This is a genomic window from Actinoplanes sp. CA-131856, from assembly GCF_050956135.1.
Classification (GTDB): Bacteria; Actinomycetota; Actinomycetes; order Mycobacteriales; family Micromonosporaceae; genus Actinoplanes.
The window spans coordinates 8057862-8078928 of the sequence record NZ_CP191849.1 but is presented as its reverse complement, the minus strand read 5'-3'; the positions used below and the strand labels follow the sequence as shown (position 1 = coordinate 8078928).

At 70.6% G+C, this 21067-nt stretch carries 26 protein-coding genes and 1 riboswitch; of the genes, 20 read left to right on the top strand and 6 right to left on the bottom strand.

Features of this window, described 5'->3' with window-relative positions; all coding sequences use genetic code 11:
* Positions 1–103 precede the first annotated feature (103 nt).
* The 5 genes from ACQP2X_RS36965 to ACQP2X_RS36945 all read left to right on the top strand — a co-directional run bounded on the left by ACQP2X_RS36965 (position 104) and on the right by ACQP2X_RS36945 (position 4836).
* The gene (locus ACQP2X_RS36965; RefSeq protein ID WP_498689907.1) at positions 104–1273 is read left to right on the top strand and encodes a cytochrome P450; all 1170 of its coding nucleotides are present in this window, start codon (positions 104–106) and stop codon (positions 1271–1273) included.
* Between the two features lie 36 nt (positions 1274–1309).
* On the top strand, positions 1310–1867 hold the full coding sequence (def, locus tag ACQP2X_RS36960; protein ID WP_498689905.1) for a peptide deformylase: 558 nt from the start codon (positions 1310–1312) through the stop codon (positions 1865–1867).
* A gap of 4 nt (positions 1868–1871) precedes the next feature.
* Positions 1872–2798 carry a methionyl-tRNA formyltransferase gene (gene fmt / locus ACQP2X_RS36955; RefSeq protein ID WP_498689903.1) on the top strand — a complete coding sequence of 309 codons (927 nt, stop codon included), beginning with the start codon at positions 1872–1874 and terminating at the stop codon, positions 2796–2798.
* A complete protein-coding gene (locus ACQP2X_RS36950; protein WP_498689901.1) occupies positions 2795–4270 on the top strand; it encodes an RsmB/NOP family class I SAM-dependent RNA methyltransferase in 1476 nt (491 codons plus the stop codon). The genes fmt and ACQP2X_RS36950 overlap by 4 nt, the downstream gene beginning before the upstream one ends.
* 125 nt (positions 4271–4395) lie before the next feature.
* On the top strand, positions 4396–4836 hold the full coding sequence (locus tag ACQP2X_RS36945; RefSeq protein ID WP_498689899.1) for a bacteriocin immunity protein: 441 nt from the start codon (positions 4396–4398) through the stop codon (positions 4834–4836).
* Here ACQP2X_RS36945 and ACQP2X_RS36940 read toward each other — a convergent pair.
* Positions 4827–5690, bottom strand: coding sequence for a septum formation family protein (locus ACQP2X_RS36940; protein ID WP_498701130.1), 864 nt, complete (start codon positions 5688–5690; stop codon positions 4827–4829). The two genes, ACQP2X_RS36945 and ACQP2X_RS36940, sit on opposite strands and share 10 nt — an antisense overlap.
* A gap of 93 nt (positions 5691–5783) precedes the next feature.
* Here ACQP2X_RS36940 and rpe point away from each other — a divergent pair, with 93 nt between their 5' ends.
* The 6 genes from rpe to ribH all read left to right on the top strand — a co-directional run bounded on the left by rpe (position 5784) and on the right by ribH (position 11261).
* Positions 5784–6452, top strand: a complete 669-nt coding sequence (gene rpe, locus ACQP2X_RS36935) for a ribulose-phosphate 3-epimerase (protein WP_360239233.1) — start codon at positions 5784–5786, stop codon at positions 6450–6452.
* Positions 6449–7465, top strand: coding sequence for a GGDEF domain-containing response regulator (locus ACQP2X_RS36930; protein ID WP_498689898.1), 1017 nt, complete (start codon positions 6449–6451; stop codon positions 7463–7465). Before rpe ends, ACQP2X_RS36930 begins: the two co-directional genes overlap by 4 nt.
* Positions 7466–7563: 98 nt before the next feature.
* Positions 7564–7737: riboswitch (FMN riboswitch) on the top strand.
* Between the two features lie 122 nt (positions 7738–7859).
* Positions 7860–8921: a bifunctional diaminohydroxyphosphoribosylaminopyrimidine deaminase/5-amino-6-(5-phosphoribosylamino)uracil reductase RibD gene (ribD, locus tag ACQP2X_RS36925; RefSeq protein WP_498689894.1), complete on the top strand. Its 1062-nt coding sequence runs from the start codon at positions 7860–7862 to the stop codon at positions 8919–8921.
* Positions 8921–9535 carry a riboflavin synthase gene (locus tag ACQP2X_RS36920; RefSeq protein WP_498689892.1) on the top strand — a complete coding sequence of 205 codons (615 nt, stop codon included), beginning with the start codon at positions 8921–8923 and terminating at the stop codon, positions 9533–9535. The genes ribD and ACQP2X_RS36920 overlap by 1 nt, the downstream gene beginning before the upstream one ends.
* The gene (locus ACQP2X_RS36915) at positions 9528–10739 is read left to right on the top strand and encodes a bifunctional 3,4-dihydroxy-2-butanone-4-phosphate synthase/GTP cyclohydrolase II (protein WP_498689889.1); all 1212 of its coding nucleotides are present in this window, start codon (positions 9528–9530) and stop codon (positions 10737–10739) included. Before ACQP2X_RS36920 ends, ACQP2X_RS36915 begins: the two co-directional genes overlap by 8 nt.
* A 45-nt stretch (positions 10740–10784) precedes the next feature.
* A complete protein-coding gene (ribH, locus tag ACQP2X_RS36910) occupies positions 10785–11261 on the top strand; it encodes a 6,7-dimethyl-8-ribityllumazine synthase (RefSeq protein ID WP_498653779.1) in 477 nt (158 codons plus the stop codon).
* Here the strand turns inward: ribH and ACQP2X_RS36905 are convergent.
* From ACQP2X_RS36905 to ACQP2X_RS36885, 5 genes are all read right to left on the bottom strand, one after another.
* Positions 11258–11644: a hypothetical protein gene (locus ACQP2X_RS36905; protein WP_498689887.1), complete on the bottom strand. Its 387-nt coding sequence runs from the start codon at positions 11642–11644 to the stop codon at positions 11258–11260. The genes ribH and ACQP2X_RS36905 overlap by 4 nt on opposite strands.
* Positions 11641–12015 carry a hypothetical protein gene (locus tag ACQP2X_RS36900; RefSeq protein ID WP_498689885.1) on the bottom strand — a complete coding sequence of 125 codons (375 nt, stop codon included), beginning with the start codon at positions 12013–12015 and terminating at the stop codon, positions 11641–11643. The genes ACQP2X_RS36905 and ACQP2X_RS36900 overlap by 4 nt, the downstream gene beginning before the upstream one ends.
* A 101-nt stretch (positions 12016–12116) precedes the next feature.
* Positions 12117–12857, bottom strand: coding sequence for an amino acid ABC transporter ATP-binding protein (locus tag ACQP2X_RS36895; protein WP_498689884.1), 741 nt, complete (start codon positions 12855–12857; stop codon positions 12117–12119).
* Between the two features lies 1 nt (position 12858).
* Positions 12859–13638 carry an amino acid ABC transporter permease gene (locus ACQP2X_RS36890; protein ID WP_498701129.1) on the bottom strand — a complete coding sequence of 260 codons (780 nt, stop codon included), beginning with the start codon at positions 13636–13638 and terminating at the stop codon, positions 12859–12861.
* 107 nt (positions 13639–13745) lie between these two features.
* On the bottom strand, positions 13746–14618 hold the full coding sequence (locus tag ACQP2X_RS36885; RefSeq protein WP_498689881.1) for an ABC transporter substrate-binding protein: 873 nt from the start codon (positions 14616–14618) through the stop codon (positions 13746–13748).
* A gap of 77 nt (positions 14619–14695) precedes the next feature.
* Here ACQP2X_RS36885 and ACQP2X_RS36880 point away from each other — a divergent pair, with 77 nt between their 5' ends.
* The 9 genes from ACQP2X_RS36880 to pheS all read left to right on the top strand — a co-directional run bounded on the left by ACQP2X_RS36880 (position 14696) and on the right by pheS (position 21065).
* On the top strand, positions 14696–14959 hold the full coding sequence (locus ACQP2X_RS36880) for a phosphoribosyl-ATP diphosphatase (RefSeq protein WP_498689880.1): 264 nt from the start codon (positions 14696–14698) through the stop codon (positions 14957–14959).
* Between the two features lie 49 nt (positions 14960–15008).
* Positions 15009–15848, top strand: coding sequence for an ATP phosphoribosyltransferase (gene hisG / locus ACQP2X_RS36875; RefSeq protein WP_498689879.1), 840 nt, complete (start codon positions 15009–15011; stop codon positions 15846–15848).
* 10 nt (positions 15849–15858) lie between these two features.
* Entirely contained in the window at positions 15859–16308 is a 450-nt protein-coding gene (locus ACQP2X_RS36870; RefSeq protein WP_498689878.1) for a PH domain-containing protein, read from the top strand.
* A gap of 319 nt (positions 16309–16627) precedes the next feature.
* The gene (gene infC, locus ACQP2X_RS36865; protein WP_498701127.1) at positions 16628–17254 is read left to right on the top strand and encodes a translation initiation factor IF-3; all 627 of its coding nucleotides are present in this window, start codon (positions 16628–16630) and stop codon (positions 17252–17254) included.
* Positions 17255–17323: 69 nt separating this feature from the next.
* A complete protein-coding gene (gene rpmI, locus ACQP2X_RS36860) occupies positions 17324–17518 on the top strand; it encodes a 50S ribosomal protein L35 (RefSeq protein ID WP_498689876.1) in 195 nt (64 codons plus the stop codon).
* A 39-nt stretch (positions 17519–17557) separates the two neighbouring features.
* Complete coding sequence (rplT, locus tag ACQP2X_RS36855; RefSeq protein ID WP_097324701.1) at positions 17558–17950, top strand: 50S ribosomal protein L20; 393 nt, start codon at positions 17558–17560, stop codon at positions 17948–17950.
* 105 nt (positions 17951–18055) lie between these two features.
* Positions 18056–18832, top strand: a complete 777-nt coding sequence (locus ACQP2X_RS36850) for a TrmH family RNA methyltransferase (protein WP_498689874.1) — start codon at positions 18056–18058, stop codon at positions 18830–18832.
* Complete coding sequence (locus ACQP2X_RS36845; RefSeq protein WP_498689872.1) at positions 18832–19833, top strand: alcohol dehydrogenase catalytic domain-containing protein; 1002 nt, start codon at positions 18832–18834, stop codon at positions 19831–19833. Before ACQP2X_RS36850 ends, ACQP2X_RS36845 begins: the two co-directional genes overlap by 1 nt.
* Positions 19834–20003: 170 nt before the next feature.
* Positions 20004–21065, top strand: a complete 1062-nt coding sequence (pheS, locus tag ACQP2X_RS36840) for a phenylalanine--tRNA ligase subunit alpha (protein WP_498689870.1) — start codon at positions 20004–20006, stop codon at positions 21063–21065.
* The last annotated feature ends 2 nt before the right edge of the window (positions 21066–21067 follow it).

Below are 21067 nucleotides of genomic sequence, written 5' to 3'. Positions count from 1 at the left end.
CCCCCCGACATTTCCGGTGAGGGACCGGCGGGGCGCGGATCACACATCCGATTGGATGAGAAATCCGGTTCGAGTCGAAGGGTCCTGCTGGAGAATGTCCACCATGGATGCCGCTGAAGCCGTGAAGACCCTGTTGTCCCCGAGCGCCACCCACGACCCGGTGCCCGCCTACGCGGCTCTGCGCGAACACGGGCCGGTGCTTCCGGTGGCCGACGGCTACTACTTCGTCTCCGGCTATGCGGCGGTGGATGGGATTCTGCGGGATCCGGCCATGGAGACGTACGACATCAAGCGTCTCGACAGCCGATGGGGCGACTGGCGTGACAACAAGGCGCTCGAGCTCTTCGCCGACTCCATGTTGCGGTCCAACCCGCCGGATCACACGCGGATGCGCCGGCTCGCCTCGGGGGTCTTCACCGCGCGGCGGGTCGGCACGCTCCGCGCCGTGATCGAGGAGCAGGTCGCCGAGGCGCTCGACGGGCTGGACGGCACGGCCGATCTGATGTCGGAGCTCTGCTATCCGCTGCCGATCGGGGTGATCACCGCCCTGCTCGGGGTGCCGCCCGAGGACCGTGGGCAGTTCCGGCGGCTGGCCGAGGCGCTCACCGCCGTGCTGGAGGTGCGGTGGACCGAACAGGACGAGCAAAAGGCTCACGAGGCGGCGGTCGAGCTCGAGGACTACTTCATCCACCTCGTGGCCAGGAAGCGGCGCGACCCGGGCGACGATCTCACCACGGCGCTGGCCCGGGGCGGCGAGCTGACCGGCCGGGAACTGCTCGGCAACCTGATGCTGCTGCTCGTGGCCGGCTTCGAGACCACCACCAACCTGCTCGGCAACGGCATCGTGCTGCTCCTCGAGCATGGAAGGGCGCAGGCGCCGGTGGATGAGATCCTCCGCTTCGACTCGCCGGTCCAGCTGACCGAGCGCTACTCCACAAAAAGCGTAAAAATCGGAAATGTCCAAATCGAAGACGGCGCCGAACTCGTCCTCCTCCTGGGAGCAGCGAACCGCGACCCGAGCCGCTTCGAAAGAGCCGACGAATTCTGGCCCGAAAGGCCCAACAACACACCGTTGTCGTTCGGAGCAGGCGCCCACTACTGCCTCGGCGCACCCCTCGCCCGGCTCGAGGCGCAGATCGCCCTCCCCGCCCTGTTCCAGCGCTTCCCGGAGCTGAGCCTGGCCGGAAAACCGGTGCGGAGGCCGCGGATGAACCTGCGCGGCTGGCAGGCGCTGCCGGTGACGCTCGGCACGCCGGGGCACTCCGTAGACTAGTTGGGTGCCAGCCCACGATGTCAGGAGCCTTGTCGCGTGACAGTCCAGCCCATCCGTCTGTTCGGCGATCCGGTGCTCCGGTCGCCGGCCGATCCCGTCGTCGACTTCGACAAGGAACTGCGCAAGCTGGTCAAGGATCTCACCGAGACCATGCAGGACGAGGGCGGCGCCGGTCTGGCCGCCCCGCAGCTCGGCGTCGGCCTGCGGGTGTTCACCTTCGACGTGGATGACGTGGTCGGGCACATCGTCAACCCGGTGCTGTCGTTCCCGGACGACGAGGAGCAGGACGGGCCCGAGGGCTGCCTGAGCATCCCGGGCGTCTACATCGACACCAAGCGCCGCCAGCACGTGGTCGCCTCCGGCTTCAACCAGCACGGCGACCCCATCCAGCTGGTCGGCGACGGCCTGATGGCCCGCTGCGTGCAGCACGAGACCGACCACCTCGACGGGGTGCTGTTCATCGACCGGCTCGACGCCGCCGCCCGCAAGGACGCGATGAAGCAGATCAGGACCGCCGAGTGGTACGACGCCGGGAAGCCCCCCACGATCAAGGAGAGCCCGCACGGCCGGGGCATCTTCGGCCTGGGGCGGTGACCCGGTGCGCCTGATCTTCGCCGGCACGCCGGCCGTCACCCTTCCGAGCCTCGACGCGATCGCCGCCTCCGGTCACGAGCTGCTGGCCGTGGTCACCCGGCCCGACGCCCCGGCCGGGCGCGGCCGGCGCCTGGTCCGCTCGCCGGCCGGCGCCTGGGCCGACGAGCGCGGCATCGAGGTGCTCACCCCGGCCAAGCCCCGCGAGCCCGAGTTCCAGGAGCGCCTGCGGCAGCTCGCCCCCGACTGTGTTCCCGTGGTGGCGTACGGCGCTCTGGTCCCGCCGAGCGCCCTCGAGATCCCCAAGCACGGCTGGGTCAACCTGCACTTCTCGCTGCTTCCGGCCTGGCGCGGGGCCGCTCCCGTGCAACACGCCGTGCTGCACGGCGACGAGGTGACCGGGGCCAGCGTCTTCGAGCTCGAGGCCGGCCTCGACACCGGGCCGGTCTACGGCACCCTGACCGAGGACATCCGCCCCACCGACACCTCCGGCGACCTGCTCGAGCGGCTCGCCACCGAGGGCGCGGGGCTGCTCGTGGCCGTGCTCGACGCGATCGAGTCGGGCGCCGCCCGGGCGCACGCGCAGCCGGCCGACGGTGTGACCTTCGCGCCGAAACTGACTGTGGACGACGCGCGGATCCGCTGGGACGACCCGGCGTTCGCCGTCGACCGCCGCGTGCGGGCCTGCACGCCCGCGCCGGGCGCGTGGACGACGCTGCGCGACGACCGGCTCAAGCTGGGGCCGGTGCGCCCGGTGGCCAACGCGCCCCAGCTCGCGCCGGGTGATCTGCTCGTCGAGCGCACCCAGGTGCTCGTGGGCACGGCGACCACACCGGTGGCGCTGGGTGAGGTGCGGGCCGCCGGCAAGAAGCCGATGCCGGCCACCGACTGGGCACGAGGGCTGCGGATCCAGCCGGGGGAGAAGCTTCAGTGACCGACCACAGGGCCAGCCGGCCGCACGGTTCCGGACGTCCGCGCCGCGGCGGCGAGGGACCGGGATACGACCGTGACTCCCGTTCGGGCCGGGCGCCGCGCGCCGGCCGCCCGCCGTCCGACCCGGCCCGTCAGGCCGCGTACGAGGCGATTGCGGCTGTGCACCGCGACGACGCGTACGCCAACCTCGTCCTTCCCGAGATCCTGCGGGGCATGGGGCTGGACGGGCGGGACGCCGCGTTCGCGACCGAGCTCACCTACGGCACCCTGCGCACGCTGGGCACTCTCGACCTCATCGTCGCCTCGGCGGCCGGCCGTGACGTGTCCCGCATCGACCCGCCGGCCCGCGACGCGCTGCGCCTGGGCGCCTATCAGCTGCTGCACACCCGGGTGCCGGCGCACGCCGCCGTCAACCAGACCGTCGACCTGGTGCGCTCGGTCGCGCCGGGCGCGGCCGGTTTCGCGAACGCGGTGATGCGCACGATCTCCGAGACCTCGCTGGAGGCGTGGCTCGAGCGGCTCGCCCCGCCCTACGAGGAAGACCCGATCGCCAACCTGTCGGTGCTGCACAACCACCCGCAGTGGATCATCCGGGCCTTCGAGGAGGCGCTCGGCGGCGACCTGTCCGACACGGCCCGCCTGCTGATCGAGGACAACCAGCCGCCGACCGTGCACCTGTGCGCGCGTCCGGGCCGGGCCGACGCGATCGAGCTGGCCGACGAGGTCGGCGGCGTGCCCGGCGCCTTCTCGCCGTACGCGGTCTACCTCAACGGCGGTTCCCCGCGCGAGCTGGCGGCCATCCGCGAGGGCCGCGCCCACGTGCAGGACGAGGGCTCCCAGCTGGTGGCGGCCGCGCTGCTGGCGGCGCCGATCGAGGGCCGCGACACCCGCTGGCTCGACCTGTGCGCCGGCCCCGGCGGCAAGACCGGCCTGATCGGCGCCATCGCGTCGGCCCGGGGCGCCGAGGTGACCGCGGTCGAGGTCGCCGAACACCGCGCCCGCCTGGTGGAGAAGGCGACCGAGGGCATGCCGGTCACGGTCCTGCCCATGGACGGCCGTTCGGTGGGCCGCGACCCCGACCTGCCCGAGGAGTCCTTCGACCGGGTGCTGGTCGACGCCCCGTGCACGGGCCTGGGCTCCTTGCGCCGCCGTCCCGAGTCGCGCTGGCGCCGTCAGCCGGCCGATCTCCCGCCGCTGACCAAGCTTCAGCGTGAGCTCCTGGTGGCGGCGCTGCGCGCGGTCCGCCCGGGCGGCGTGGTGGCTTATGTGACCTGCTCCCCGCACATGGTGGAGACCCAGGTGACGGTCACCGAGGGCGCCCGCCGCAGCGGCGTCGAGGTCGATTTCGTCGACGCCCGCCCGCTGCTCCCACCCGGCATGCCCGGCCTCGGCACCGGCCCGACCGTCCAGCTCTGGCCGCACAAGCACGGCACTGACGCCATGTTCCTGGCCGTTTTGCGGAGGACCGCTTAGAGGTACGCCTTCTAAAGCCCCCAACCGCAGGGAACGCAGCTCCGTGGGCGCCCCGCGGCCTCTCTGCAACGAGAGGCCGCGGGGCGCCTTTCGCGTGTAGCGGTGGGCACGGCGACAATCTCCGCATGGAGTTACGCCCCGAGCTCTGCGCGCCCGAGGTCTCGCCACAGCGCCTGGCCGGCCTCCGCGCGGCCATCGGCCACATCGAGGAGCTGCTTGAGCGCGGTGAGCCGGCCGACCGGGCGATCGCCGCGTTCAACGCCGGGACCGGCCACGACTACACCGCCACGGACTTCCAGAACTTCTGGGAGTCCCGCGATGCCGGGGACTTCGCGCTCGAGGCCGCCCGCCCGGCCCGGCCGCGGGTGCCGGACGTGACCCGCGACGAGCTGATCGAGGTGGTCCGCCGGATCGTCAAGGGCGGGACGGCCGACCAGCCGTACTATCTGCGGCTGCTGGAGGCCAACGTCGTGCACCCGCGGGTGAGCGAACTGATCTTCCACCGGGACCTGCCGCCCGAGCATGTCGTCGACGAGGCGCTCAGCTACCGGCCGATTCAGCGGTAGACGTAGTGGATCTTCAGCTTCTTGGTGCCGGCGTTGCGGTATGAGCCGACCATCTTCTCGCCGTTGAGCCACAGGAAGCAGCGGATCGCCCGGTCGCCCTGGCTCCACGACTCCTTGTCGGGTGGGAAGCCCAGCCAGCCGACGCGGTTCTTGATGGTGTTGTCGTTCGGGATGCCGGTGAACTTGGCGATGGCCGCGTTGCAGCCCTTTTCCATCTCGGCCGCCGTGACCGCGGCCGCCGTGGGGCGCTTGCTCACGAAGAGGCCGGCGAACTCCGTCGTGTGCTTCGACGCGCAGCTCAGCGTGCGCAGGCCGGTCACCTGATCGCCCTCGACGGCGGCGTCGGCGCAGGTCATCTTGAGCCGGCCGGCGCCCTTGAGGCCGTCGCGGACGCTGCCCGAGCGGCGGACCAGCGTGCCGTCGGCCGGCGCCGTCTCGGCCAGGTCGCAGCGCACCCAGCGGGCGCCGCCCTTCCACGCGCTGTCGCTGGGGAAGACGGGCTGCAGGATCAGCCAGCCGGTGCGCCAGTCGCCGCCGACGTAGGCCGTGGCCCTCGCCGAGCACTCCTGGAAGCCCCGCGCGGCCCGCGCGGCCGTGGACACCTCGCCCAGGTCGGTCACCGCGAACGTCTCGGCCAGGTGGGGATCGTCGCAGGAGACCCGGGTGTCGTCGTCGATCGTCGCCGTCTCGACCAGGTCGGTGTGGCAGCCGCCGCCGACCGGACGGTACTGGAGCGCGGGCGGTGGGGTGTGCCAACCGTCGGTCAGGTCGCCGTCGACCCCCTGGGGCAGCTCGCCGCACCCGGCCAGGGCGAGCAGCAAGGCGCCGGCCAGGACGGCCGCCCACCTTCGCATCGTCACGTTCCCCACTCCCGAATCAAGAGGGGTCACTCTATCGGTTGTCCACAGGCCGTGAAGACCGGCGGCCGGAGGCCATACACTTCAGCCGTGACACCATCGCCGATCATCGCCCCGAGCATTCTGGCCGCCGACTTCGCGCGTCTCGCCGACGAGGTGCGCGCGATCGAGGGCGCCGCCGACTGGGTGCACGTGGATGTCATGGACAACCATTTCGTGCCCAACCTGACGATCGGGTTGCCGGTGGTGCAGAGCCTGCGCAAGGCGACGGAGATCCCGTTCGACGTGCACCTGATGATCACCGATCCCGAGCGCTGGGCGCCGGGTTACGCCGAGGCCGGTGCCTACAACGTCACCTTCCACGCCGAGGCCTGCGAGGACCCGGTCCACCTGGCCAAGACGCTGCGCGCGGCCGGGGCCAAGGCGGGCCTGGCCATCGACCGGGACACTCCGGTGGAGCCCTATCTCGAGCTGCTTCCCTATGTGGACACCGTGCTCATCATGACGATCAAGGCCGGTTTCGGCGGGCAGAAATTCATGCCCGAGATGCTGGGCAAGGTGCGTGACGTGCGGCGCCGCATCTCGGCTAAAGATCTTGATGTACGCCTGGAGGTCGACGGCGGCATCGCGGCCGACACCATCGAGCAGGCCGCCGAGGCCGGCGCCGACGCCTTCGTCGCCGGCACGGCGGTCTACGGGGCGGCCGATCCGGCCGAGGCGATCCGTAAGCTCCGTGCCCTCGCGGAAGGAGTCTCATGAGCACTGGGGTCATCCCCGACAAGCCCGACGAGCTCGGTCGCGAGCCCGATGACCGGCCCGACCTCATCCTGGTGGTCGACGACGACCAGGACATCGCCAGTTTCGTGGAGTTCAACCTCAAGGTCCACGGCTACGACGTGGTCCGCGCCCGCGACGGGCAGGAAGCGCTCGAGGTGATGGACACCAAGCGGCCCGACCTGGCCGTTGTCGACTGGATGATGCCGCGCATGGACGGCGTCGAGCTGACCCGCCGGCTGCGCGCCGAGCCGCTCACCTCGGCCCTGCCGGTCATCATGCTGACCGCCAAGAGCATGACCGTCGACAAGGTGGTGGGCCTCACCGCCGGCGTCGACGATTATCTGGTCAAGCCGTTCGACACGGCCGAGCTGATCGCCCGCGTCTCCTCCACGCTGCGGCGCAACAAAGAGTTCCGCGAGGTGTCGCCGCTGACCGGCCTGCCCGGCAACGCCCGGGTCCGGCGCGAGATCGCCGACCGGATGAAGGCCGGCGGCGAATATTCGGTGGGCTACATCGACGTCGACCGGTTCAAGAGCGTCAACGACGTCTACGGCTTCGACCGGGGCGACGAGTTCATCACCGAGCTGGCCCGCAGCCTGCACCGGGCCGTGGTCGCGGTCGGCCCGCCCTCGATCTTCCTGGGCCACATCGGCGGCGACGACTTCGTCTTCATCTGTACGCCCGATCAGGTGCTGCCGCTGACCAAGCGCACGGTGACCGATTTCGAGCAGTCGGCCGACCAGCTCTACGACCCGGAGGACGCGCGGCGGGGCTACATCGAGGTGCCCGACCGCCGCGGCAACAAGAACCGGGCCGCCCTGGTGACCCTGTCCATCGGTGTGGCGCAGGCGACTGTCGACGGCCGCCGTTTCACCGATCCGCGCGTGGTGATCGCCGTGGCCTCCGAGATGAAAAAGGTCGCGAAGTCCCAGCCGGGGTCATATGTTGCGATCGACCGCCGTCGCGCCGAGTCCGAGGACGAGGGCGACGTGTAAAGGTCTCGCAACATGTTCGTCAAGCTGAGGACATGTGACTTGTCTCGCCAGGGGATGGCAAAAACGATCGCGCGTGTAAAACTCGTGGGTGACCCACCACGCGCTGGCGGGACTCGGTGAAATTCCGAACCGGCGGTGATCCGGCCTCTCAAGGCCGGTAAGCCCGCGACCCGGACGTCGTCACCACGACGGACGGTGGATCTGGTGAGAACCCGGAGCCGACGGTTGATCAGGGCAACCTGGTCAGACAGTCCGGATGGGAGACAGCGCGCGGAATCGGACCATGCCCATGGCATGTCCGGGGTGCGCGAAGCGTACCCCCATGTCCGGTTCCCGGCGTTTCCTCCCTCTTTCTCCAGCGCTTGGTCAGTGAGCGCGCGAGAGGAAGACGCGGATGGTGACCGAGGACGAGGCGATGCGCCGCGCGATCGCGCTGGCCGCCAGGGGCCTCGGCACGACCAGCCCCAACCCCGTGGTCGGCTGCATCCTGCTCGACGCCGACGGTGAGGTCGTCGGTGAGGGCTTCCACGCGTACGCCGGTGGGCCGCACGCCGAGATCGTGGCGCTGGCCCAGGCCGGCGAGCGGGCCCGCGGCGGCACCGCCGTCGTCACCCTCGAACCCTGCAACCACACCGGGCGCACCGGGCCGTGCAGCCAGGCGCTGATCGGCGCCGGCGTGCGCCGGGTGGTCATCGCCGTCGACGACCCGACCCCGGTCGCGGCCGGCGGCGCGGTCACCCTGCGGGCCGCGGGCATCCACGTCGAGACCGGCGTCCGCCGCCAGGAGGCCGGCCAGGGCAACATCGCCTGGCTGACCGCGGTGCGGCGCGGCCGGCCCTACGTGACCTGGAAGTTCGCCGCGACTCTGGACGGGCGGTCGGCGGCCGCCGACGGCACCAGCCAGTGGATCACCTCGGCTCCCGCGCGCACCGATGTGCACGCGCTGCGGGCCACGGTCGACGCGATCGTGGCCGGTGTGGGCACGGTCATCGCCGACGATCCGCACCTGACCGTCCGTGATCTGCGGGACGGGTCTCTCGCCATCAAGCAGCCGTTGCGTGTGGTGGTCGACTCGTCCGGTCGTACCCCCGCAAACGCGCGAGTCAACGACGCCGCCGCACCCACCTGGGTCGTCACCAACCGCGAGGCCGGCGCCGGGCCGGACGGGCGTGTCGACCTGAACGCCCTGCTCACCGCGCTCTACGGCCGGGGCATCCGGTCGGTGCTGCTGGAGGGCGGGCCGACGCTGGCCGGCGCTTTCCTCGCGGCCGGGCTGGTCGATCAGGTGGTCGGCTACGTGGCTCCGAAACTGCTCGGCGCGGGCACGACCGCGCTGGTCGACGCGGGCGTCGCCACCATCGGCGACGCCATCGAACTCGAACTCACCGATATCGCGCAGATCGGTCCCGACCTGCGCTTCACCGCATCGCTCCGCGAGAAGACCAGGGAGAGCTGATGTTCACCGGAATCGTCGAAGAACTGGGTGAGGTCGTCGGCCTCACTGACAACGGCGGCGACTCGGCCGTGCTCGCCGTGCGCGGGCCGCTGGTCACGTCGGACGCGCGGCACGGCGACTCGATCTCGGTAAACGGGGTCTGCCTGACCGTCATCGACAACGTGGACGGCGTCTTCACCGCCGACGTGATGGGCGAGACGCTGCGGCGCTCGTCGCTGGGCGCGCTGGAGGAGGGCAGCCCGGTCAACCTGGAGCGGGCGGCCGCGCTCGGCAGCCGCCTCGGCGGCCACCTGGTGCAGGGGCACGTGGACGGCGTCGCGCGCATCGTCGCCCGCGAGCCGGGCGCGGATTGGGAGGTCGTGCGGTTCTCCCTGCCGGCCTCGCTCGCACGCTACGTCGTGGAGAAGGGCTCGATCACCGTTGACGGGGTGTCGCTGACCGTCATGGCGGTGGATGACGAAAGCTTCAGTGTCGGACTTATCCCGACAACCTCCAAGCTGACTGTGCTGGGCGGTAAAGACGTCGGCGACCCCGTCAATCTCGAGGTCGACGTGATCGCGAAATATGTCGAAAAGATGCTGAGCCTGCCCAACCAGGGAGCACGCAATGTCTGATTTCCCCGACATCGAGCGCGCGATCAAGGACATCGCCGCCGGTAAGGCCGTCATCGTCGTCGACGACGAGGACCGCGAGAACGAGGGCGACCTGATCTTCGCGGCCGAGAAGGCCACGCCCGAACTGGTCGCCTTCATGGTCCGCTACACGTCGGGCTACATCTGCGTGCCGATCCCCGAGTCGGAGGCCGACCGCCTCGACCTGCCCCCTCAGTTCCACACCAATCAAGACGCCCGGGGTACGGCCTATGCGGTGACCGTCGACGCCCGGGAGGGCGTGGCCACGGGCATCTCGGCCGCCGACCGCGCGCACACGATCCGCCTGCTCGCCTCGGCCGAGACCCAGCCCACCGACCTGACCCGCCCCGGGCACGTGGTGCCGCTGCGGGCCCGCGCCGGCGGCGTGCTGCGCCGGCCCGGGCACACCGAGGCCTCGATCGACCTGGCCGAGATGGCCGGGCTGCGGCCGGCCGGCGTGCTCTGCGAGATGGTGAACGACGACGGCACCATGCAGCGCCGCCCCGACCTGGAGAAGTTCGCGGTCGAGCACGACCTGGCCCTGATCACGATCGCCGACCTGGTCGCCTATCGGAAGCACCGCGAGTCGCAGGTGCAGCGGGTCGTGGAGACCCGGCTGCCGACCGAGCACGGCGACTTCACCGCGGTCGGCTACCGCGCGCTGGTCGACAACGGCGAGCACGTGGCGCTGGTCTTCGGGGAGATCGGCGACGGCCAGGACGTGCTCGTGCGGGTGCACTCCGAGTGCCTGACCGGCGACGTCTTCGGCTCGAAGCGCTGCGACTGCGGCCCCCAGCTCGACGCGGCCCTGGAGAAGGTGGCGGCGGCCGGGCGCGGGGTGGTGCTCTACATGCGCGGGCACGAGGGCCGGGGCATCGGCCTGCTGCACAAGCTCCAGGCGTACCAGTTGCAGGACAAGGGCTTCGACACGGTCGACGCCAACCTGGAGCTGGGGCTGCCGGCCGACGCGCGCGATTACGGCACCGGGGCGCAGATCCTGTACGACCTGGGCGTGCGCTCGATGCGGCTGCTGACCAACAACCCGGCCAAGCGCGCCGGCCTCGAGGGCTACGGCCTGACCATCACCGGCCGGGAGGAGCTGCCCGTGCGGCTGCACCCGGAGAACGTGCACTACCTGCGCACGAAGCGGGACCGCATGGGGCACCTGTTCGAGGCGTTGGGCTGACCGTGCCGTTCAATGACGCGATAATGTCCGATAAAGGGGGACGACATGGCCGGATTCGGTGACCCGCACCTGCAGACCGTCGACGCGAAGGGGCTGCGCCTCGGCATCGTCGGCTCCCGCTGGCACGCCGACCTGATCGATCACATGATCGAGCGGGCCAAGGCGGCGGCCGAGGCGTGCGGCGTCGAGGACGTCGTGGTGCACCGCGTGGCGGGCTCGGTCGAGCTGCCGATCGTCGCCCAGGCCCTGGCCCGCCAGTGCGACGCGGTGGTCGCCCTCGGCGTGGTCATCAAGGGCGAGACCGACCACTTCAAATACGTGAACGACTCCGTCACGGCCGGCCTGACCCGGGTCGCCCTGGACGAGTCAACACCGGTCGGCCACGGCGTCCTGACCGTGCACAGCCTGGGCCAGGCCCGCGACCGGGCCGGCCTGGAGGACTCGGTCGAGGACAAGGGCTGGGCCACAGCGGTCGCCGTCCTGGACGCGGCCCTTGTCATCCGCGAGCTGGGGAAGCCCTAAGGCAGCTTCGTGATGCGGATGTCCCGGTTGAGCGGGGTGCTGAGGCACTCCTCGTCGTCGCAGGCGACCACCTGCATGGCGAGGGTCGCCCGGCCCCGCTCGAAGGGTGCGCCGGTGATGGTGGCGGTGACCCGCTGGGTGTAGAGCAGGCCCGTGCCGGAGCAGGTCAGCGCGGTCACGGCGGACCCCTGGGCCAGGAGCCCGTCGGAGGGGCGGGCCTGGGCCACGGTCACGGTCGCGGTGCCGGTGAAGCCTTCGGGACATTCGACGCCGAAGGCCACGTCGACGGCCGCGCCGCGGGCCGCGAGGGTCGTCCAGAGCACGTCGATCGTGGCGGCCGGCGGGGTCACCAGGAGTGCCGCCGCGAGCATCGGGGCGATCACTTGGTGATCCGGATGGTCTCGTCGAACGGGATGACCTCGCAGCCGGCGGGGTCGCAGACCGTTCGGACGGTACGGGCGGTGGCGGCGCCCCGGACGAAGAGCGCGCCGGCCGGGTCGCGGTCGACACGCAGCACGAGCTGCTGGGCGGTGCCGGTGCAGTCGGCCTTCTCGCGGCCGGTGCCCTGGGCGATCGCGGTGCCGTTGACCGCGGTCACCGTCACCTCGACCCGCAGGCTCGCACCGGCCGGGCAGGTCGCGGAAAGCGTGACCCGCACCCGGGAACCGTCCAGGCGGAGCTCGGCCGCGTCGACTCTGGTGGCCGAAGGCGCTATCAGCAGTGGCGCCAACAAAGCGATGTGGAAGAGATGCATGGCGGTCCTTCCCCCGGGCAGGGGGCCGCCTTCCCCGTGTTCGGCGGTTCACCCCCGTGCCCGCCGTCACACCCTGTCATTGCACGACTACGGTCGTCAATCTACAGTCGGCCGGCCTCGATGATGCGGGCCAGGAACTGCCGGGTGCGCGTCTCCACCGGCTCGCCCAGCACCTGCTCGGGCGGACCCTCCTCGAGCACCCGGCCCTTGTCGAGGAAGGCGACCCGGTCGGCCACCTGCCGGGCGAAGCCCATCTCGTGGGTGGCCAGCACCATGGTCATGCCCTCGCCCTTGAGGTCGCGGATCATGGTGAGCACCTCGCCCACCAGCTCCGGGTCGAGGGCCGAGGTGACCTCGTCGAGCAGCAGCAGCCGCGGGTTGTTGACCAGCGCCCGCACGATCGCCACGCGCTGCTGCTGGCCGCCGGAGAGCCGGTCCGGATAGGCGCCGGCCTTGTCGGCCAGCCCGACCCGCTTCAGCCACTCGTGCGCCTGCTCGCGGGCCTCGGCCACCGGCCTCTTGTGCACGCGCACCGGGGCCAGCGTGATGTTGTCGAGCACGGTCATGTGCGGGAACAGGTTGTACGACTGGAAGACCAGGCCGATCTTCTGCCGTACGACATCGGGGTCGACCCGGGGATCCGTGATGTCCTCGCCGTCGAGGCGGATCGTGCCGTCGTCGATCTCGGCCAGCAGGTTCACGCAGCGCAGCAGCGTCGACTTGCCCGAGCCGGAGGCGCCGATCAGCGCGACCACCTCGTGCTCGCCGACGTCCAGGGTCAGCCCGTCGAGCACGACGTTGGCCCCGAACGTCTTCCGGACGTCCTCACAGGAGAGCACCATGTCAGGTCCCCGCGTTCTGGCGGCGGGCGGCCCGGAGCGTCACGAAGTCGGTGATCCCGATCAGCGGCAGGGCCAGAAGGACGAAGAGCACACCGGCGACGACGTACGGCGTGAAATTCGCGTCCGAGGCCACGCCGATCTGCGCCGCGCGGATCGCGTCGATCGGACCGGCCAGCGAGATCAGCCCCACGTCCTTCTGCATGGCCACAGTGTCGTTCAGCAGCGGTGGCGCCGACCGCCGTACGGCCTGTGGCAGCACCACGTGGCGCATCGCCTGCCGGTAGCTGAGCCCGAGCGAGCGGGCCGCCGCGACCTGGCTCGGATGCACCGACTCGATGCCGGAGCGGATCACCTCGGCCAGATAGGCGCCGTACGTGATGACGATGGCGGCGCCACCGAGCACCGTCACGCTCGGCGTGCCCTGAAGGCGCAGGCCCGGGATGCCGAACGCGAACAGGTAGATCACGATGATCAGCGGCAGGCCGCGGAACGAGTACGTGTACACCGTCGCGAGCGCGCGGACCGGGAAGAAGACCGGGCCGCGCAGCGTGCGCAGGATGGCGATCAGCAGGCCGAGGGCCAGGGCGCAGGCGGCGCAGACCACGAAGAGCCGGATGTTGAGCCACAGGCCCTCGAGGATCTCCGGAAGGTACTCCCGGGCCACGTCGGGGTCGAAGAACGACTGCTTGACCCGGTCCCAGCCGGGTGCCCCGGTGATCAGGAAGCCGAGCAGGACCCCGAGCACCGCCGTGGAGAGCGCGGCGAGCAGCACGGACCGGATGGCTTGCTTGCGTCGGTAAGCAATCCGGCCGCGCTGAATGTCGCTAGGAATGTGGTCGACTCCGCCTTCAGTCCGGTTAAGGGCGGCGGCGGGGTGGTCGGAGGGGGTCACGACAGTTCTTTGGCCCCGCCCGAGTCGGCCAGCCAGGTCTTCTCCAGCACCGCGAGGGTGCCGTCCTGGCGCAGCTGGTCGACCGCCTGGCTGACACAGCTGGTCAGCGCCGAGTCCTTGTCGAGCACCAGCCCGAACTGCTCCGGCGTGCCCACCTGCGGCAGCTGGCCGACGATGACGCCGTTGTCGAGCTCGGCCGAGGTCATGTAGAACGCGGTCGGCAGATCGACCACGATGCCGTCGACCGTGCCGTTGACCAGTGCCGCCTTGGCGTCGTCGTTGTTGTTGAAGACCGACGGCTGGGTGCTCGGCTTGATCAGGTCGGTGATCGCCTGGTAGCTGGTCGTGCCGACCTGGGCCCCGAGCTTCGCGCCCTTGAGGTCGGCGATCGAGGCGGCCGAGGCGATCTTCGAGCCCTTGGTGGTGATCACTGTCTGGCGGACGAGGTAGTAGGGCGACGAGAAGTCGACCGCGTTACGCCGTTCGGGTGTGATCGAGAACTCGTTGATGTCGAAGTCGAACGCCTTCGGCCCCGGGGCGATGGCGTTGTTGAACGTCACAGAGGTCCAGATCACGTTGTCCTGCGCGTACCCGAGACGCTGGGCGACCTGGTACGCCACGGCCGATTCGAACCCTTTGCCGTTCTTGGGGTCGTTGTCGGAGAACCACGGCTCGTACGCGGGGTTGTCGGTGCCGATCGTCAGCTTGCCAGCCGTCTTGGTGGTGAGCGCGCCAGCAGGGCAGACGTTCCCCGACGACGAGGCGGACGCGGTGGGGGACGAGTTTTCGTCGGCGGGAGCGCAGCCCGCCAGGGCGGCGACCAGCAGCGCGGCGCCGCCGACGGAGGTGAGGGTGTTTCGGCTGACCATGTCCGGCAGCCTAGGCCACGTCTCACCTGCTGGGGCCGTTCGTCGCCATCCCGTGACGAGTTGGCAAAATGCTCGGCGTGAAGACGTTCGAAGAGCTGTTCGCCGAGCTTCAGGCGAAAGCGGTGGAGAAACCCGAGGGGTCGTCCACCGTCGCCGCCCTGGAGCGCGGAGTCCACTTCATCGGGAAGAAGGTCGTCGAGGAGGCGGCCGAGTCCTGGATGGCCGCCGAGCACGAGGGCCCCGAGCGGGCCGCCGAGGAGATCTCCCAACTGCTCTACCAAGCCCAGGTGCTGATGATCGCGACCGGACTGAAGCTCGAGGACGTCTACCGACATTTGTGACGTGCCGCCCCGATGAGTTCTCCCATCGAGTAAGAGGAGCACGTCCGTCATGCTGCGAATCGCCGTACCCAACAAGGGGACCCTGTCCCAGCCCGCCTCCCAGATGCTGCGCGACGCCGGCTACCGCCAGCGCACCGACCCCAAGGACCTGGCCTGCCGCGACGAGGCCAACAACGTCGAGTTCTTCTACCTGCGCCCTCGCGACATCGCCACGTACGTCGGATCGGGTGACCTGGACCTCGGTATCACCGGCCGCGACCTGCTGGTCGATTCGGGCGTCCCGGCCAGCGAGGTGCTCGACCTGAACTTCGGCGGGGCCACGTTCCGCTGGGCCGCCCCGGCCGACAGCCCGATCACGGCCGACGAGATCGGCGGCAGGCGCATCGCCACCGCGTACCCCGGCGTCGTCGAGCGCTATCTGGCCGAGCACGAGCTCAAGGCCGATGTCGTACGTCTCGACGGCGCGGTGGAGAACGCGGTGCGCCTCGGCGTGGCCGACCTGATCGCCGACGTGGTCGAGACCGGTGCCACGCTGCGCCAGGCCGGGCTGGTCACCTTTGGCGAGCCGCTGCTGCGCTCGTCGGCCATTCTGATCGGCCGCCCGGAGGAGCAGGCGGGAGCCGCCCAGCTCATCCGCCGTCTCCAGGGTGTCCTGGTGGCCCGCAGCTACGTGATGCTGGCCTACGACGTGCGCGCCGACCTGCTCGACCAGGCGACCGGGCTGACCCCGGGCATCGAGTCACCGACCGTGTCGCCGCTGCACCGGGAGGGCTGGGTCGCCGTGCAGGCGATGGTGCCGCGTCGCGACGTACACCGGATCATGGACGAGCTCTACGAACTGGGCGCCCGGGCCATCCTCGTCACCGACATCGCGAATTGCAGGCTGTAAATTGACTCTGGTGGACGCCAAGCCCGTTACCTACCGGCCACTGAAGATCCGCTGGGTGGCCGTGCCGCTCGCGGTCGGTGTGGCCCTGCTGTTCACCGTGCTGAGCTTCGGTCTGCACGGGTCGGCCGGCTTCGACAACTCCGGCACGTTCCAGCGCGGCGACCAGGCCGCCATGATCGGCCTCGGGATCCTGATCGGCCTGGGCATCCTGGCCTTCTGCCGTCCCAAGGTCACGGCCGACGCCGACCACATCAAGATCCGCAACGTGGTCGGCGGCTACGACCTGCCGTGGTCGGTGGTGCGCAAGGTGCGCTTCGACCGCAACTCGCCCTGGGCTCAGCTCGAGCTCCACGACGAGGAGCAGATCTCGATCCACGCGCTCCAGGCGGCCGACAAGGACTACGCGGTCGAGGGCGTGCGCACGCTGCGCCAGCTGCACGCGGCCTCCGTCGAGGCCTGATCCCGGGCACCTGGTAGACTTCACGGCAGTCGACCACGCCCTGCTCTCGAGCGGGGCGCGAAAGAGGAGCCCGCCGGCTCCCACCCGCAGTCCTCTCTTCGAGGGCCGGGTCCGGTCATCCACGACGGGAATATTCTCGTCGCGGAGCGCGTCCTCATGGGCGCCGATGACCGGTCGAGCGGGCCCCGGCATGCACTTTTCATAAGTGCGAGCGGGGCCTTCTGCTTTCCCGGCGCCCGGCAGGTGAGGGCGCGGGGCCGACCGACATTGGCAGTGATTCCCGCACCCGCGGGGATTATCCACGTTCTGAGGAGGCCCCATCAGCGTCGAACCACGCGTTAACGAACAGATCCGGGCTCGTGAGGTCCGACTGGTCGGCCCCGAGGGTGAGCAGGTGGGCATCGTCCCGCTCGAGCGCGCTCTCCAGCTGGCCGCGGACGTCGATCTGGACCTGGTCGAGGTTGCTCCGATGGCGCGGCCGCCGGTGTGCAAGCTCATGGACTTCGGCAAGTTCAAGTACGAGAGCGCACTGAAGGCACGCGAAGCGCGGCGCAACCAGCAGCAGACCGTCATCAAGGAAATGAAGCTCCGTCCGAAGATCGACCCGCACGACTACGAGACCAAGAAGGGTCACGTGGTGCGGTTCCTCAAGGCGGGCGACAAGGTCAAGGTGACGATCATGTTCCGCGGTCGCGAGCAGAGTCGCCCGGAGCTGGGTTTCCGGCTTCTGCGCCGGCTCAGCGAAGAGATCTCGGAGCTTGGTTTTGTCGAGGCCAGTCCGAAGCAGGACGGCCGAAACATGATCATGGTGCTGGCCCCGCATCGGGCCACGAAGGCCGCCGCCGTGGCGGCCAACGTCGCCGCCGCCAAGCCTGGCCGTGAGCCGCGTGAGGGCGAGGGCGAGGGCGTCGCGCCTGACGCTCCCGCCGAAACCACCGCAGAGTAGACAGCTTTTCCGTGCGACGTGGGGCCGGCCGGCCCCTCGCTCGCACGGAAAGATCAGAAAGAGGCTCAAGTGCCTAAGTTCAAGCCGCACACCGGCACCGGCAAGCGGGTGAAGGTCACCGGCAAGGGCAAGCTCCGCACCGAGCAGGTCGGCAAGCGCCACCTGCTCGAGGGCAAGTCCTCGCACGTCACGCGCCGTATGACGGGCACCGCCGCCGTCGCCAAGGCGGACATTCCGCGAGTGAAGAAGCTGCTGGGCCGCTGACGCGCGCGCCACACACGTTCCCCTGTTAGGAGTACTGAAATGGCACGCGTCAAGCGGGCAGTCAACGCCCAGAAGAAGCGTCGCACGTTGCTGGAGACCGCCAGCGGATATCGCGGTCAGCGCTCCCGCCTTTACCGCAAGGCCAAGGAGCAGGTGCTGCACTCGATGCAGTACTCGTACCGCGACCGTCGTGACCGCAAGGGCGACTTCCGCCAGCTGTGGATCACGCGTATCAACGCGGGTGCTCGGGCCAACGGCCTGACCTACAACCGCCTCATCCAGGGCCTGAAGCTGGCCGGCGTCGAGGTGGACCGCAAGATCCTGGCCGACCTCGCGGTGAACGACGCCGCCGCCTTCGCGGCGATCGTCGAGGTCGCGCGGGCCGCCGTGGCGGCCGAGGGCACCGGCGGCGCCGCCGCGCAGGCTGCCTGATTTCGAAGAAGCTCTGCCCACCCGCGGCGGAAAACTAATGCAACACCGTTGATTGAGGGCGCTTCCCGTGCGAACGGGGAGCGCCCTGCTTCGTGGAGAGCCCGGATGACCTTTACGTCTCGTACACCTCGGGTTGTAGCGGCCCGTAAGTTGCAGCGCCGCAAGGACCGCGACCAGGCCGGCCGATTCCTCGCCGAAGGGCCGCAAGCGGTCCGGGAAGCGCTCGCCGCCGGGGTCGTGGTCGAGCTGTTCGGCTCCGGTGACGGCCTTTCCCGGCACGCCGAGCTGGCGGCCGAGGCGCCGGTCGTCTCGCCGGTGGACGACGACGCGCTGGCCTCGCTGGCCGAGACGGTGAACCCGCAGGGCCTGATCGCGGTCTGCGAGCGCGTCGACGTGCCGATCCACGAGGCCCTGGCCAAGCAGCCGCGCCTGGTCGCGGTCGTGGCCGAGATCCGTGACCCGGGCAACGCGGGCACGATCCTGCGCACCGCCGACGCGGCCGGAGCGGACGCGGTGATCTTCGCCGGGGACGCCGTGGACCCGTACAACGGGAAATGCGTCCGCGCCTCGGCCGGCTCGTTGTTTCATGTAGATGTGGTCCGTGCCCCGCTCGACGTCGTTCCCGAACTGACTGCCGCCGGTCTGCAGGTGCTCGCCACCAGCGGATACGGCTCCGACGACCTGGACTCCCTGGCCGATGACGGCGTGCTGGCCGCGCCGACCGCCTGGATGTTCGGGTCGGAGGCGCACGGCCTGCCGCCCGCGGTGCTCCAGGAGGCCGACCGGCGGGTCCGGGTGCCGATCTACGGCGGCGCCGAGAGCCTGAACCTGGCCGCGGCCGCCGCCGTCTGCCTCTACGCGTCGGCCCGGGCGCAGCGCTGATGCGCGCGGTCGTCTACGACGCGGTCGGCGCCCCGCCCCGGGTGGCCGACGTCCCCGAACCGGACTGCCCGCCCGACGGCGCGGTGGTCGACGTGCGGGCCACCGGCATCTGCCGCTCCGACTGGCACGCCTGGCGCGGGCACGACCCGGTGCCGTTGCCGCACATCCCCGGCCACGAGTTCGCCGGCGTCGTCGCCGCGGTCGGACCTCAGGTCCGGGGGTTCGCGGTCGGGGACCGGGTCACCGTGCCGTTCGTCAACGGCTGTGGCTGGTGCCCGTTCTGCCTGGCCGGCCGGGCTCAGATCTGCCCCAACCAGACCCAGCCCGGCTTCACCCACCCCGGGTCGTACGCCGAGAAGGTGCAGGTGCGGGCGGCCGACACCAACCTCGTACGGCTGCCCGACGCCGTCGATTTCGTGCCGGCGGCCGCCCTGGGGTGCCGGTTCGCCACCGCCTTCCGGGCACTGACCGGGCACGGTCCGGTGCCCGACGACGCGACGGTCGCCGTCTACGGCTGCGGGGGAGTAGGGCTCTCGGCGGTGATGATCGCGGCGGCGCTGAAGCTGCGGGTGCTCGCCCTCGACCCCTCACCGGCGGCGACGGCGATGGCCGCCTCCCTCGGCGCGGTCGTGGTGCCGTCGGTGGTCGGCGAGGCCGACATCGCGATCGACGCTTACGGCTCGGCCGAGACGGCCGAGGCTTCGGTGCGGAGCCTGCGGCGCGGCGGCCGGCACGTGCAGGTCGGCCTGATGCTCGGCGTCGCCGCGCGGGCGCCGCTGCCCTGGGACCTCGTCGTCGCGCAGGAGCTGGAGATCGTCGGCTCGCACGGGATGGCCGCCGTCGACTATCCGCCGATGCTCGATCTCGTGGCCCGTGGCCGGCTCGACCCGGGTCGCCTGGTCGTCGAGGTCATCGACCTGTCCGGGGCCGGTGCGGCCCTGACCGCGATGGATTCGCCGATCCCGGGCCACGCGGGTATCACGGTCGCTGTCCCCTCGTGACGACCGCTATGCTGGGACCCGTGCCAGGACACTCGATGCTGTTTAGCCGGCCCGCTGGTCGCGGGCGCTAGGCATCTGTTCCTGCGTTCTCCCTGACCGGCGGGCTGTGGCTCAGCCGCGCGTCCGTAGACTGCCTTCGGCTCATCCGGTGTGAGGGAGCTCGCCCGACCATGTCCTACCGCAACGATCCGTACGATCCGAAGCAGGCCGCCCTGCTCGACCCGGCCGCCCTCGAGGCCGCCGTGGACGAGGCGCGCCAGGCCTTCGACGCCGCGGCCGACCTCGACGCGCTGGCCGCGCTCAAGCCCCTGCACCTGGGCGACCGCTCGCCGGTCTCGCTGGCCCGCCGGGAGATCGGCTCGCTGCCGCCGGCCGCCAAGTCCGACGCCGGCAAGCGGGTCAACCTGGCCCGTCAGTCCGTGCAGGGCGCGTACGACTCCCGCCAGGCCGAGCTCGAGCTCGACCGCGCGGCCAAGGTGCTCGTCCAGGAGCGCGTCGACGTCACACTGCCGTGGGACCGCGCCCCGCGCGGCGCCCGCCACCCGCTGACCACGCTGATGGAGCACATGGGCGACCTGTTCGCCGGCATGGGCTACGACATCGTGGAGGGTCCCGAGCTGGAGCTCGAGTGGGCCAACTTCGACGCGCTGAACATCGGGCCCGACAACCCGGTCCGCGGTGCCATGGACACGTTCTACGTCGACCTGCCCGGCCTGGTCATGCGCACCCACACGTCGCCCGGCCAGGTCCGCTCGATGATCACCAAGCAGCCGCCGATCTACGTGGTCAGCCCCGGCCGGGCCTACCGCTCGGACGAGCTGGACGCCACCCACAGCCCGGTCTTCCACCAGATCGAGGGCCTGGTCGTCGACGAGGGCATCACCATGGCCCACCTGCGCGGCACCCTCGACCACTTCGCCAAGGCGATGTTCGGTTCCTCGGCGCGCACCCGCTGGCGTCCCCACTACTTCCCGTTCACCGAGCCCAGCGCCGAGTTCGACGTCTGGTTCGAGCAGCACCGCGACGGCCCGCGCTGGGTCGAGTGGGGCGGCTGCGGCATGGTCAACCCGCGGGTGCTGACCGCCTGCGGCATCGACCCCGACCGCTATTCGGGCTTCGCCTTCGGCATGGGCGTGGAGCGCACCCTGATGTTCCGCAACGGGGTCAGCGACATGCGCGACATGGTCGAGGGCGACATCCGCTTCACCACGAACTTCGGAATGGAGGTCTGACG